The organism is Novipirellula artificiosorum (genome assembly GCF_007860135.1).
GTDB lineage: Bacteria > Planctomycetota > Planctomycetia > Pirellulales > Pirellulaceae > Novipirellula_A > Novipirellula_A artificiosorum.
Map to the genome: position 1 here is coordinate 343010 of NZ_SJPV01000002.1, position 13723 is coordinate 356732.

A 13723-nucleotide genomic window follows, 5' to 3' on the forward strand; every position below is an offset into this window, starting at 1 on the left:
GATACCTATGAACATGAATCGAACCCCTTCCCTGACGGCCGAATGTTTCGCACGCTGGCTCGTGCTTGGCGCGGTCGTCTGCTGCGCAGCGCTGGCACCCACTCAATCGGCACACGGAGACCAACCGGCGGGCGTGGTGGTGGACTTCTTTCCGGGCGGCAAATTGCGTCCGAAGTTGAGCCCCTGGCAGGTGATGATCGCGAATCTCGACCAGACACCTCCAACTGTCAGCACGCGCGACGCTTCCAAAGAAGTTCCCGGGTTGACCGGCACGCTTGGCGGCGGCGAGGGCTCAATTGAAATCACGCTCGACGGTCGCAGCGACGATGCCTCACAGTGGATCGCGTCCACCTGGTCGGGCGGCGCGTCGCATCCCGTCAGCGGCAGCGAAGCCGGGCTGGGACTCAGCGACGCAGCGGGCGGCAACAAGGTGGACGACGGCGAAGCCATCGTGTGGGCGTTCGACCTCAATGCGCTCAAGCTCGCCTCCGGTGAATCGCTGATTCTGATGTCGGTCGATTTCGGCGGCGAAGCCGAGGGCGAGAAGGCCGAGTTCTGGCGGCGCGTGGACGGCAAGGGCACGCGCATCGCCACAGGCGGACGATGGGACGGCAACCTCCCCGTCGCGCATGGCGACGAGTTTGCGTTGGCCGGCAACGGGCGCCTGCGTTCGTTGACGCTTCGTGTCGGTTCCATCGCCGCTTCGCCTGCGGCCGCCGCCACGGCGACGAGTGCAACGAGTGCGGCGGGCGTTCGCGTGTCAGGCTCGGCTCCGAACATCATCATGATCCTGGCCGATGACATGGCGTGGTATGACACGCCAGTCCGAATGGATGAGCGTCTGGAAAACTCCGCGCAGGAGATCATGCGCAGTTTGAAGGATCCCGCGAACCCGTCACAGCCTTACCAGTGGAACCTCCAGAAGCTCGCCGATCAGGGCATGCTGTTTCGTAACGCCTATTCCGCCGCACCGCAGTGCACGCCCACGCGCGCCTCGATGCAGACCGGCATGACCACGGCGCGGCATCGCCTGAGCGTCGAGCTGGGCGGAAAGGGCATCGGTGAGATCAACCTGAAGCCGGAGTTACAGAAGTTCCCGGTCATTCCCAGCGGCGTTCGCAAGCCGTTCCCACCCGACATGGTCACCATCCCCGAGGCGCTCGCGCCTTTCGGTTACCAATGCGCGCACTACGGCAAATGGCATCTGGAGTCGGACCCGCTCTCGGAAGGCTACGCCGAGACTGATGGCGACACGGACAATGACGGCGGCAAAACCTACGACGCCAAGGACCCGCTCATCCCCGCCGATCTGGAAAACGCAAAACGGATCAAGGAGATCACCGACAAGGCGATTGCCTTTGCAAGGAAACAGAAGGACGCCGGACTGCCGTTCTACATCCAGATGTCGCACTACGCCGTTCACGCGCCGTGGGAGTGCAAGCAATCGTCGCGGGCGCTCTTCCAGAATCATCCGGATGTGGTCGCGTTCAACGAGGGCGAGTCCGATCCCGCCAAGCTGAACCGTAAAGACGATCCCGCGGTGTTCTTCGGGATGATGTTTGAACTCGATCAAAGCGTCGGGCGAATCGTGCAGGCGATCGATGAGCTCGGCCTCACCGACAAGACCTACGTCCTTTTCAAATCGGACAACGGCTATCGTCGCTTCGACACCCAGCACTTCATGCAGCCGTTTTATGGCGAGAAGTGGTTCCTGTGGCAGGGTGGCATTCGTGTGCCGATGATCGTGAAAGGCCCGGGCGTTCCGACGGGATCGGTCAGCACGGCGAATGTGGTCACCTACGATCTGCTGCCTACCTTCCACGATTGGGCGAGCGATGCTGCGGGCGGGTTGTCGAATGTGGACGGCCTCAGCCTGAAGGGAATTCTCAAGGGCGAGCCACCGACGCAGGCGATCGTCGATCGCCCCCTCTATTTCCACTACCCGCACTACCGCTCGTCCATGCCGCTTTCGGCTGTTGTCAAAGGCGATTACAAGCTAGTCTATTCCTGGGACGCGACCATCCGTGCCGACATATCGGTTGCCGATCCGCGCATGCTTTTCAACCTGGCTGACGACCCGGGCGAGTTCCACAACCTCACCGCGAAGCACCCTGCGCTGGCCGTGAGTCTGTGGAAAGAACTGGACGGCTACCTCACCAGCGTCGAGGCCCGGCGGCCGCGTGACAACTCGGCGGTTTACCGCGCCGACGGCGGCAAGGAATTCGAAGCCGACGACAACGCTAAGAACCGGGATCTGTTTCCGCCCTTCGAGGGCAATCGAAAACCGGACCCCGACCTGAACGATCTGCCTCGCAAGTGAACCCACGAATACCGACACAGTTTATGCAAAAGAGATCCTTCAAAGTGATGAGCGGAGTCGCCAGTTGGGCGGCGATGGGTGTCTTCACCGCTCTCACCGTGTGCGCCGCCGGGCCGAAGCCCAACATCGTCGTCATTCTGTCTGACGATCAGAGTTGGGTGGGTTCTTCGCAGGAGATGATTGCCGGCGACGCGCGCACGCGCAGCGATTATTTCCAGACACCCAACATCGAACGTCTCGCACTGATGGGAATGCGATTCACGCAAGGGTTCTCGCCCGGTGCGTCCTGCTGCCCAACGCGTCGATCGCTGCAGACGGGCCAAATGCCGGCGCGGCACGAATACAACGGGGATCGCGAGGGCTGGACCGCGACCTATCAAGCAACTCAACATTCCGCGGATGTTGAAGGCGGCGGATCCACGCTATGTGACCGCTCATTTCGGTAAATGGGATCACCGCTACGACGAGATTACTCCGGCGGAGCAAGGCTACGACTTTTCCGATGGGTACACCGGCAATTCTACCGGTGGAGCGAAAGGAAGTGGAGGACCGGCGGTGCAGGACGATCCGAAACGGATCGATACGATCACCAACAAGGCGTTGCAGTTCATCGACCGCAGTCACGCCGCGAATCAGCCATCTCGCCAACGATCCCGAGTTGGCCAGTATCAAGCAGAAGATGGCAGCCAGTCTGCCCCAACGCAACGTGGCCCGACTCGTTGAAAGAGGGCGGAACGGATGCGTACGGTCGCAGATTCCAGAAGCTTCGCGACGAAGGCATCCCCGAGTGGCTGGGCAGAGTTCCGCAAGAGGGTGCTCAAGTGGCACCTCAACGGCGTGCGTGGCGAGGGAGTGCCCGTGCTCGGCGACGACGCGAATCATCCCGGCCACTACGGCTTCGACGAGTGGCTGTCGGTCACGAACTATTTCGATGTCAATCCACTGATGAGCCGCAACGGCAAGTTCGAGGAGTTCACAGGCGACTCGTCGGCCGTCGTGGTGACGGAAGCACTGAAGTTCATGGCGCGGCAGAAGGCCGGTGGTGCGCCATTTCTCGCCGTCATCTGGTATGGCTCGCCGCATGCTCCGATGCGGGCGATGGATGAGGACTTGAAAGGATTGCCCCGCGGCAAGGCCGCGCATCACCTTGGAGAGATTGTGGGCATCGATCGCAGCATCGGTGCGCTGCGGAAGGGATTGCGCGAACTGGGCATCGATCGCGACACGCTGGTGTGGTATTGCAGCGACAACGGCGGTCTGAACGTCGATCCCAATGCGGTGGGCCATCTGCGAGGACACAAGGGCGATCTGTTCGAAGGCGGCATTCGCCGGTTACGAGAAGAAGACTTCGCGCGCTCCGAAGGAGAAGCGAAGAAAGTAGTAGATCGGCCGTAGAGACGATTGTCGCCATCCCGTCGGAATGGATTAAGATGAAACCGATTATCAACCGTCGAAAGTTCACCGGGCTCGCACTAGCAGCTTCGGCTGGTCACGGGTTGCCTGGCTTCAGCCGTGTGTTCGGTGCAACCGCCCCGCGTGAACTGGACAAATTCGGCGGCTGGACGGGGAAGCAATTCAAGCCCACCGGATTCTTCCGCGTGGAGAAGGATGAACGCTGGTGGCTCGTCACTCCGGAAGGGAACGCCTTCCTCAGCTTCGGCATCAGTCATCTCGAGTCGAATCTATTCAAGGAGGCTTACAATCGCGAGGCGTGGCAGGAACGTCTCGGCGTGGCGAACGCAGACGACTGGCAGACGTTCGCCCCGGCGCTACGGTCGTGGTTCCTGGAGATTTGCCGCGACTACGGCTTCAACACGATCGGCGTGCACAACTCGCTGCAGGTCGTCAACCGCCCGGTGCCGGCCGTGCCCTACATGCAGCCGATCCACTTCATCGACATCCCGCTGCTGACTGAGGAGGATTGCCGGGAGCGCCCCGACGTCATCGGCGGCGCGCAACGTCCTTCGCGGATCGGTTTTCCGAGACGGCTGCGGAACCTCGGCCCGGACGCGCCCGGCAAACGGGCCTACGTTGAAACGATGAGCAAGGTCTATCGCGACCGCATCGCGGACTTCAACACGACCTACGGCATGCGGTTCAAAACCTTCGACGCGCTCGCCGCCGCCGCGGACTGGCGACTACAGACGCAGCTCTCGAACGCCAACGAGACCCGCGACAACATCGAGTTTCTCCACGCCGTCGTGGACCAGTATTACCGGACGGCGAAGGAGGCAATCCGGCGATACGACCGCAACCATTTGTTCGTGGGTGACAAGCTCAACGGGAACACCGACTCGCTGGATACGGTCCTGCCGGTGACCAGCAAGCACACCGACGTGGTGCTCTACCAGATGTATGCGCGCTACGAAGTCCAGCGGCCCGGGCTCGATCGGTGGGCGAAGCTCGCCGCCCAGCCGTTGATCAACGGCGATGCCGCCTTCACGATGATCACCGACACGATGCCGCGACCCTATGGACCCGTGGCGGACAACCTGCGCCAGCGCGCCGAGTGGACTCTACGAAATCGCAACGAGGAACGAATCACAATGACACGATACCTCACCGCAATCATCGTTGTCCTGGTCGCCGGAAATGCTCTTTGGACGACAACGAGCGCCGCAGAGTCTGAGAATCGCCCTGAGTCCAAACCTGATGTTGCCGAGTCCATTGCCGCTCGGCTCGGCAGAGGCATTGTTCTGGATGTCTCGTCGCCCGAAGAACATTCGCCGGTGAAGATGCCATATGAACCCGAACAACTCGATGCGATCCGAGTCGCAGGCTTTCAAAGTGTCCGTTTCTATGTCGTGGTGAGGCGAGATCCTGCGACTTACAAAGCCATGATCGATGATGCGCTCAGTCGTCAGCTGGCGGTCATGATTTCGATGTGGGGCGACGGTGGATGGGCGGCGAGTCCGAAAGAAGGGCTCGCCGAGTTTGTTCGCGCGTGGGACAACTATGCGATGTTCTACAAAGATCATTCGCAGGAACTCGTCCTTGACCTCTGGAACGAACCGGCGGGTTTGCTGTTGAAAGATGGAAAGCCGGTGGGAATCAAAGACGACAAGACCGCGATGGAGTATCTGAACGCTGCCATCCCGGTGATCAGGAAGACAAACCCCAATCGCATCCTTGGAATCGGCAGTCCCGGCTTGAACGGCTGTTTGGAACTTGAGCAGTTCGTTACACCGGAGCACCTGACCTATAAGCTCGAGGACGGCTCCGGCTTTAAGAACGACGACGGCCTGATCGGCCTGTTCCACATGTATCATCCTCACGCCTTCACGCACTGGACCCAAAAACTGGATGCATTGCCGCGCTGGAAAGAGGAAGTACGGGAGCAGTTATCACACCCTGTCGCCTGGTCGAAGCGGTGGCGAAAGCCGGTCATCCTCGATTACCACCTGCAACTCATCGGCGGACAACTGCAGTCGTTGTTGCGGCGCCACGAAGCAGCGCGGATTGATTCGATGCTGATCGGAAACGAACTCCACTCGATGGCGACGAATCCCGAATACCAGTTGAGATGGGAGAAGTTAATCGCCGGCATCCGGCCGCTCTTTTCAGGCAGGCTCGGATACAACGCCGGGGGACTCATCGGTCCCTGGGAATCGTCGCAGGAGTACTTAAACGTCAGCTTCATTGACTCGCTCGATTTCATCGGCATCTCGGCCTACCCTCGGCTCCCGAAGGAACTTGACGCCGATGCAGATGACTACCTCGCGGGATGGCGCAAAAGCCCGTACGGCGAAGATCTGGTTGCGCAGTTGACCGCGTTCATCGCGGATCAAGGCAAGGAGGTCTACCTGACGGAACTCGGTTCACCGGCCAATAAGGGCGGGATCGAATACTTCAATCCCGGCAAGCCGATGAGCTACGATCTCGAACAGCACGCAGCGTTCTATGAAGTGTCGCTCGACGTGCTGGCGGGCGTCGAGAAGTTGCAGGGTGTTTACATCTACAACTGGCACGCCAACGCGGGAGGAAAGCCGGGATTCCATCCCGAGACAAATCCAGGTGCTTACGTCTGGAACGTCTTTGGAAAACCTGCTCAGAACGCGATTCGGCGAGAGTTCCTGAAATAACTGGCTGGCAGCTGTCGAAGGACAGAACATGAACATAACGAGTCGAAGACAGTTTCTGCGACGGAGCCTGATCCTGGGCGCGAGCTCGACGCTGGTAGGGCTGAGCTGGCCAACGCGAAAAACCGCGACCTGTTTCCGCTCTTTGGGGGTAGCCGGAAACCGAACGCCAATCTGAATGACCTGCCTCGCAAGTGAACCCGCTATACTAGCCACACCGTTTATGCAAAAAGAGATCCTTCAACGCGCTGAGAGGAGAAAGCCACGTTGCTCAAGACATTCAAGCCCCGCCCCGACAGCGAAAAGGATGCGGCCGATCGCAAAAAGAAGATGAGAATACCATCTATCCTGGCCGCCTACCTTGTCGCGATCGCACCTCTGTGTGGACCGCGAGCCGCCGCGGCATCAACGCCCGTCGCCGACTCGACGCGATAACCGTCATGGGGCGGCTGGGAGCCGTTTCATCCACTGAACCACGGCTTCGACTATTTCAAGGGCGCATGGCACGTGACGGCGGTGGCCGATGCGTCTGCGAGAAGCCGCGGAAGCTATCGAGAAGGAACTTGCTGCCAACTCCCGTCCCATTGGACGTCTGGATGGCGCCGACAAAGACAAGGCCGCGCCTGAAGCAAAGACGCAGAAGAACACCAAAGAAAAAGGCAATTCATATGAAATCCAAGTACCTAATCAACCATCGCCTCGCGATTCTCCTGCTCCTGTGCGCGTCTGCAACGCATGTCGCAGCGGCGGAAAAGCCCATGAATGTTTTGATGCTCATTTCAGATGACCTGAATTCCTGGCTGCTGGAAAACCCCGAACGTTACACCGGCAAGGTCATCGCTCCGAACCTAAAGGCTCTGGGAGAGAGCGGTGTCAATTTCAAGTATGCCTATACTGCGGCACCGGTTTGCAGCCCGTCCCGAACCGCTTTCTTCTCCGGTGTAGCCCCTTGGAAATCAGGCGTCTACAACAACGCACAGACCATCAGCAAAAGTGAGGTACTGAACCAGGATGCGGTGCTATCTCTGGCCGGGCTGTTCAAGAAGGGCGGTTACAACACCTTCGGTTATGGCAAAATCACTCACGGCTGGGACCAGAAAGAGCACTGGGATGATCATGTCGGTCACAAACGGGACCCGGCTCCTCCCGGAGCCCCTCTGGCCGGACTCAGCGGGGGAGAGCAGGATTGGGGAATAATCCACCTCACCGAGGAGCAAATGAATGACACCGGCGGGGCCGATAAGACCATCGCGATTCTGGAGAAGCAACACGACAAGCCGTTCTTCCTGGCCTACGGCCTCTTCAATGCCCACATGCCCTGGTATGTCCCGCAAAAGTATTTTGACATTTATCCTTTGGACGAGATTGTCCTTCCCGAGCTCAAGGCGGACGACCTGGATGACCTTCCTCCCCTAGCCAAAGCGGTGAGTGACGGGATCGGAAGCTTTGCCGACAAAGTCATCAAGTCCGGCAAACATAAGGAGGCGGTGCAGGCCTACCTGGCTACGACCACCTACGTCGACACTCAAATCGGGCGCGTCCTCGATGCCCTCGAAAAAAGCCCCTACAAGGACAACACCATCGTCGTCTTCCTCACCGATCACGGCTTGCACCTGGGGGAAAAACTTCACTGGCAAAAAACCACCCTCTGGGAGGAGGGAACTCACACCTTGCTCATGTTCCGTGCACCGGGAGTCAGCAAAGCCGGGGGCGTGTCTGAACGCTTCGTTTCCCTGATGGACATCTACCCCACCCTGGCCGAACTCTGCGGGCTCACGCCTCCAGACTACGTCGATGGACGCTCACTGGTTCCCCTGCTTAAGGCCCCGAAAGCTCCGTGGGAAAGCACCGCCATCACCGGATTGTGCGATAAGGGCAAAACGGACCTGGCCTATATCAGCATCCGCCATGAACTCGGTCGCTACACCCGCTACGGGGCCAAAGAGGAGGAATTCTACGACGCCTCCAAGGATCCCCACGAATGGACCAACCAGATCGACAACCCGGAATACGCCACCACCGTCCAAAAACTCCGGACCCTGGTCCCCAGGTTCGAGGACGCCGCTCCCCCCCTTCCCACTGCCTTGACGAAGGAGCGCAGGGAAACCCCAAAAAAGAAGAAAGAGGAAAAGAAGAAAGAGTCCAATCCTTTCACATCATGAAAACAAGCTGACCAAACAGGACCAACCATGAACCCTTGCCCTCAAAACAAGCCTTCACGTCGAACCGTGTTGAAATCGATCGGCGTGACCACCACACTGGCTGCGTCCGGCCTGTTGCAGTCGACGATCTATGCTGGCCCGTCAAAGGCGTCATGCAACGAACCTGAGACATATTTGTCGGGATATTTTTTGCCGCTGGAGATTACCCCCTCTTCTTTGAATTCTCGTTCCTTGCGTTCGAGGACTGCTTGTTCGTAAGAGGCGTTGAGGGCGTAGGCATCGTCATCCGTGGGTACGATCTGGATAGAGGGGTAACAAGCCTGCTCTACTCGAATCATTTGGACGTAGTTTGCACAAATGTCTTCAAGGCTCTCGTGACCGTGGACGCTTTCCTGTTCCTCCCGATCAAATGGAAGCGGGATTTGGTATCCGAACAAATCAGCGACTTATCCGAACACTTATCCGAACACGCCAAATCTTGAGTTGCTCAAAAACGCTGGAATTTGCTGTGTTTCCAAAGAAAAAGGCACTTTGCGACGAATCGCAAAGTGCCTTTGAGTGGAGGATAACGGACTTGAACCGATGACCTACGCGCTGCCAGCGCGTCGCTCTCCCAACTGAGCTAATCCCCCAAAAAACAGAACGGACGATTCTGTGAGAACGATAATGGGAAACGCGCCGCTTCGTCAAGGGCCAAGCGGCGGGACTTTGTGTGAATTCTCGCCGAAATCGGCGAGGAATCACCGGAATTTTTGCGATTTTCGCTTTCCGCTACTGGCCTAGAAAGGTGCGACGAAGCCAGGCATTCTTGCGTCGTTCAAGCGTCATCAAATCGCTAAAGAAACCACCGCGTTGCGAAGGTTGTCGAACATTCCAGGCGGGGTAGTTGCTGTAGGCGGGTGCGGCGTATCCCTGCGAAAGTGGGGCTCGATACGCCTGGTAGGGCGTCGAATAGGAACGGACGATCGGAGCGGCCCCGTAGTTCACGTGCCCCGCATAGCCCGAATCGACAATGATCTCCTGAGCTTGTCCCGATGTACAGCCAAAGAGGAGGCCGGTAAACAGCAGCGTGAGAATATTTTTTTTCATGGGATGGTTATTGCGTGCTTCAATGGCCGCGTAGGCCGACAGGAAAGGAATGTAGGGTTTCCGGCGGAACCGCCCAACCCACTGTTCCTTTACGCTACTGCGTGTTTCCTCTCGGAGCCGGACAATTGTGCTTCGAATCCGTTATCACACGCGTCGCCAGCGCGAAGCGATGGCGGTTATGCCGGTTGCGCCGATGGTCACTTGCCTTCGATCGCGTCCAGGAGCGCGACGATTCCCTGCACCGTTTCGGTGGGCCGATGGCTTTTTCGCGTGGCATTGGATCCGACGCACTGACTGGATTGGGTGGATTGATCGACGACTTCATCGAAGGCAACCACTTGGTTACGTCCTTGTTCTTTGGCAACGTACAAGCAGCGATCGGCTTGGTTGATCATTTCCTGCGGATCCCTCGCGCCGAATTCGCTCATGGACACGCCGATGCTGGCACTCACTCGCAGTTCCGCGGGCTCTTCGAAGCGAAGCTGTTCGATCTGCTTTCGAGCTTGTTCGGCTGCGGCGACCGCTTGCGACTCCGTCACGTCGGTCATCACGACACAGAATTCTTCGCCGCCATAGCGGCACGCGATGGAGGGTTCGGGAAACGCCTCTTGAAGCACCGCAGCGACTCGTTGCAGTACCTCATCACCGATTTGATGTCCGTAGGTATCATTCACCTGCTTGAAGTGATCATTGTCGAACATCAGACAGGCCAACGAAGTGCCCTCCTGCTGCATCCTTGCCCACGCTTTATCCAGAAAGGCGAACAGTGCTCGGCGGTTCTGACAGCCTGTCAATGCATCGCAAGTCGCCAAGACCTGCAGTTCACGATTCTTGCTGCAGACTTCATCACGTGTGTTCCGCAACATGACGACCATCTGTTCGAGTTCGGCGTGGTGTTCCTCCATCATCGTGACGTCGCGGAACGTCGCCAAAACACCGCCGGGCGTTGCGTCCGAGGCTTTGATCGGCGAGGCATTGATGCAAAGCACACGAAAGCTGCCGTCGGGATGATGGTACCGCATCCGTTGATCGGTTTGACGCCACGACTGTTCGGAGGCTCGCACCCAAGGGCAATCGTGGACGGTCGCCGTCGGGCTACCTACCCATCGCAGCGAACTGACACGGCGGCCGACAAGCTTCGGCTGCGGGACACCAATCGTGTCGCTGAACGCTCGATTCGCCAACACAATCCGCTCGTTCTCATCAATCACCACCAATCCTTCGGTCAGGGCATCGAGCGATTGGCTTACTCGCGACGCAACCAATTGCGATACTTTCATGGAACTAAACAGTCGAGCAATCAGGAGCGAATAGACGCCGATCCCCGACACGATCAAGCCGATCGCCCAACGGATGATCAATCGGCTATTCCCATGAATCAAATCGGGTAGAAAACCAAGGATCTTGGCTCCTAACACGAAGCTGATGGCAATGCAAAAGATTGCCAGCGCGAATCGAATGGTTGCGAGATAGAGCTTGAGCAAGTCTCTCTCACCCTGGTGGAAGAATCGAGCGTAAAAAAAGGGGTTCCCTTCAAATGTGGACTACATCAGCCGGGTGGTGCGGTACCAAACACTTTCCTGTACACCGCAATCCTCCGAACCGGCCTTCAACGTGGAGGGTTATGCGGATCATGCGACCTTTAACACGTTTTACGCTGCATCGACTGGGATCGTCCCAGCCAGCCCTTCGCGATAGCATTTCGAGTCACGGTTAGAGGATCCCGACTTCCGCACACTGCCTATTTGTAACCTAGAGTTCGACGGTCTTTCCCCATTGGCACACTTGACCGACTCTATCGAGACGCATATCCCCACGGGCCCATCTAGATGTTCGATTCATCGAGCGTACGAATCCTATTGGTTGAATCCGAGCCTGTCTTGGCGGAGCTGGCCTCGTTTCGTTTGGAATTGTTAGGCTACCGCATCGATATGGTTGGAACGGGAAGCCAAGCGATTGAGAAGGTACGTACGGATCCACCCGATCTGTTGATTGTCGACAGCACGCTCCGCGACGGCGATGGACTCGAATGGCTGGCTCGACTAAGGACGGAGTTCAAGGCAGAAACACTTCCGGTGATGGTGTTCTCACTGGACCCCAGCTTAGAGACCGTCGAGCGAGCGTTCTATGCCGGCGCCCAAGATTACTTGATTACGCCCTTTGACCCCGTAACGTTGGAAAACAAGATTGTCCAATTGGCGTCGGTGATCTGCACCGCATCACCGCGTCGATCAAAACGTTGCGATCCCTAACCTACGAGACCTAGAACATGCGACGACTCGGCGACGTCTTGATCGAACAGCACGTGCTGACCGCTGAACAGCTTGACGCAGCGTTTGAATCCAAACCACGCGAAGTGCTGCTTGGCGATTGGTTGGTGAGTCAAAAGATGCTGACGACAGGCCAGCTTGGCGGTGCGCTGGCGGAACAGTTTTCCGTACCCTACGTCGATATTGATGTAACCACCGTGGATGCGCAAGTGGCTCGACTGCTTCCCGAAGACTTTGCTCAGTCGCGTCAATCTGGTGCAATCAAGGTCGAAGGTCGGCAACTGACATTGGCGATGGTCGCGCCGGACGATATCGAAACGATTGCCGAAGCGGAGTTGATGACCGGCTATCAGATCAAGCCCGCCGTCGCGATGGCGGAGGATATCGAGGATCTGGTCAGTCGCGTTTATGACGACCGAGCGGTTGCACGTCAAACGATTGTCGACATGAAACTCGCGGAATTGCGAGAGTTGCAGGAGTCGGGCGAAGACAATACGGCGTCGATCATTTCCGTAGAACAAGAAGATGCACCCGTGGTTCGATTGGTCCAGGCGATTCTGTCAGGAGCCGCAACCGCCGGCGCGAGTGACGTTCACCTGGAGCCTCATAAACCCGAAATGCGAGTCCGCTACCGGGTCGATGGTGAACTTCAGCAAGTGATGACCATCCCGAATCATATCGAAGATTCCGTGATCAGTCGCATCAAGGTGATGGCCGACATGGACACGACCGAAAACCGTCGCCCGCAAGACGGCCATTTGAATGTGTTTGAAAATGGCAAGCGAGTCGGATTTCGTGTCAGCGGGATTCCGACGGTGGATGGACAAAAGTTGGTTCTGCGACTTCTTGACGAAGGTGGCAAGAATTATTCACTCGATAATCTCGGCATGATGTATCGTGACAACACGATGCTTCGGCAAATGATTGCCAAGCCGCACGGGATGTTTGTGGTGACGGGACCCACCGGAAGTGGGAAAAGCACGACGTTGTATGCGGTGCTTCAGCACCTCAATGGCGACGACCGAAACATCGTTACCGTCGAAGACCCCGTCGAGTATCGGATTTCCGGAATCAACCAAGTCCAAAGCGACAACGAATTTGGGATGGGTTTTGCCAACGCATTGAAATACATCATGCGGCAAGACCCCGACGTCATCATGGTCGGTGAAATTCGCGATAGTGAAACCGCCATGACGGCAATCCAAGCTGCGCTGACCGGCCACTTGTTGATCAGCACCCTGCATACCAATGATGCCGTAGGCGCGGTTCAGCGGCTGGCGGATCTCGGCGTCGACAACTTCAAGATCGCGGGCTCGCTGCTTGGCAGTGTCGCACAACGACTGCTACGTCGCGTCTGCGAGAACTGCAAACAGCCCATTCGTCCAAACGAAAACCTGCTCGACGCGCTCGATCCGGAAGGCAAGATTGCTCGATCGGTCGACTTTTTCCGGGGCGATGGCTGTAAAAAGTGTCTCGGGACCGGATTCTCGGGGCGGCTGCCTATCTTTGAAATCATGCCCATCACACCGGACATCACCATGGCGATCGAAGCCGGAGTCCCCCATTCGAAGTTGCAACAGATGGCTGTCGATGCCGGGATGGTGGAGTTGTCGACCGCGGGATTGGAACAGGCGATCGCCGGCTGTACCTCGCTTGAAGAGGTCTACTTCAAGACCAGCGGAGATCGACGTCGGAGCGACAGCAAAACCTCTAGCCTTGGCAAACGCGAGACCGATCTCGCGGACCATGCAGCTGGAATTTAAGACACGCCCCGAAACGCACCATGCGATCGCATTGTTCCCA

The 13723-nt window shown here is 57.8% G+C and carries 13 protein-coding genes and 1 tRNA gene; 10 read left to right on the top strand and 4 right to left on the bottom strand.

The window, feature by feature from the left end:
• The first annotated feature begins 7 nt into the window (after positions 1-7).
• The 8 genes from Poly41_RS07070 (at position 8) to Poly41_RS07095 (ending at position 8561) form a co-directional block, all read left to right on the top strand.
• A complete protein-coding gene (locus tag Poly41_RS07070) occupies positions 8-2320 on the top strand; it encodes a sulfatase-like hydrolase/transferase (RefSeq protein ID WP_146525225.1) in 2313 nt (770 codons plus the stop codon).
• Between the two features lie 23 nt (positions 2321-2343).
• Positions 2344-2766 (top strand): sulfatase-like hydrolase/transferase, encoded by a 423-nt coding sequence (locus Poly41_RS07075; protein WP_146525226.1) that lies wholly within the window; start codon positions 2344-2346, stop codon positions 2764-2766.
• A complete protein-coding gene (locus Poly41_RS07080) occupies positions 2747-3043 on the top strand; it encodes a hypothetical protein (RefSeq protein WP_146525227.1) in 297 nt (98 codons plus the stop codon). Before Poly41_RS07075 ends, Poly41_RS07080 begins: the two co-directional genes overlap by 20 nt.
• Before the next feature lie 15 nt (positions 3044-3058).
• Entirely contained in the window at positions 3059-3715 is a 657-nt protein-coding gene (locus Poly41_RS07085) for a sulfatase-like hydrolase/transferase (RefSeq protein WP_146525228.1), read from the top strand.
• A gap of 35 nt (positions 3716-3750) precedes the next feature.
• Entirely contained in the window at positions 3751-6402 is a 2652-nt protein-coding gene (locus Poly41_RS07090; protein ID WP_146525229.1) for a cellulase family glycosylhydrolase, read from the top strand.
• 264 nt (positions 6403-6666) lie between these two features.
• Entirely contained in the window at positions 6667-6834 is a 168-nt protein-coding gene (locus Poly41_RS33865; RefSeq protein ID WP_197231133.1) for a hypothetical protein, read from the top strand.
• Positions 6835-6922: 88 nt separating this feature from the next.
• Entirely contained in the window at positions 6923-7186 is a 264-nt protein-coding gene (locus Poly41_RS33870) for a hypothetical protein (protein WP_197231134.1), read from the top strand.
• Positions 7158-8561, top strand: a complete 1404-nt coding sequence (locus Poly41_RS07095) for a sulfatase (RefSeq protein ID WP_146525711.1) — start codon at positions 7158-7160, stop codon at positions 8559-8561. Before Poly41_RS33870 ends, Poly41_RS07095 begins: the two co-directional genes overlap by 29 nt.
• 128 nt (positions 8562-8689) lie before the next feature.
• Here the strand turns inward: Poly41_RS07095 and Poly41_RS07100 are convergent, their stop codons facing one another.
• The 4 genes from Poly41_RS07100 to Poly41_RS07115 all read right to left on the bottom strand — a co-directional run bounded on the left by Poly41_RS07100 (position 8690) and on the right by Poly41_RS07115 (position 11134).
• The gene (locus tag Poly41_RS07100; RefSeq protein WP_231615478.1) at positions 8690-8998 is read right to left on the bottom strand and encodes a hypothetical protein; all 309 of its coding nucleotides are present in this window, start codon (positions 8996-8998) and stop codon (positions 8690-8692) included.
• A 122-nt stretch (positions 8999-9120) separates the two neighbouring features.
• A tRNA-Ala gene (locus Poly41_RS07105) sits at positions 9121-9193 on the bottom strand.
• 139 nt (positions 9194-9332) lie between these two features.
• The gene (locus Poly41_RS07110) at positions 9333-9650 is read right to left on the bottom strand and encodes a hypothetical protein (protein WP_146525230.1); all 318 of its coding nucleotides are present in this window, start codon (positions 9648-9650) and stop codon (positions 9333-9335) included.
• 197 nt (positions 9651-9847) lie between these two features.
• On the bottom strand, positions 9848-11134 hold the full coding sequence (locus tag Poly41_RS07115; protein WP_146525231.1) for a GGDEF domain-containing protein: 1287 nt from the start codon (positions 11132-11134) through the stop codon (positions 9848-9850).
• Positions 11135-11479: 345 nt separating this feature from the next.
• On the opposite strand from Poly41_RS07115, the gene Poly41_RS07120 reads away from it, so the two are divergent.
• Together Poly41_RS07120 and Poly41_RS07125 are read left to right on the top strand one after the other, a co-directional pair.
• Positions 11480-11902, top strand: a complete 423-nt coding sequence (locus tag Poly41_RS07120; protein ID WP_146525232.1) for a response regulator — start codon at positions 11480-11482, stop codon at positions 11900-11902.
• Positions 11903-11919: 17 nt separating this feature from the next.
• Positions 11920-13683, top strand: a complete 1764-nt coding sequence (locus Poly41_RS07125) for a GspE/PulE family protein (protein ID WP_146525233.1) — start codon at positions 11920-11922, stop codon at positions 13681-13683.
• Positions 13684-13723 lie beyond the last annotated feature (40 nt).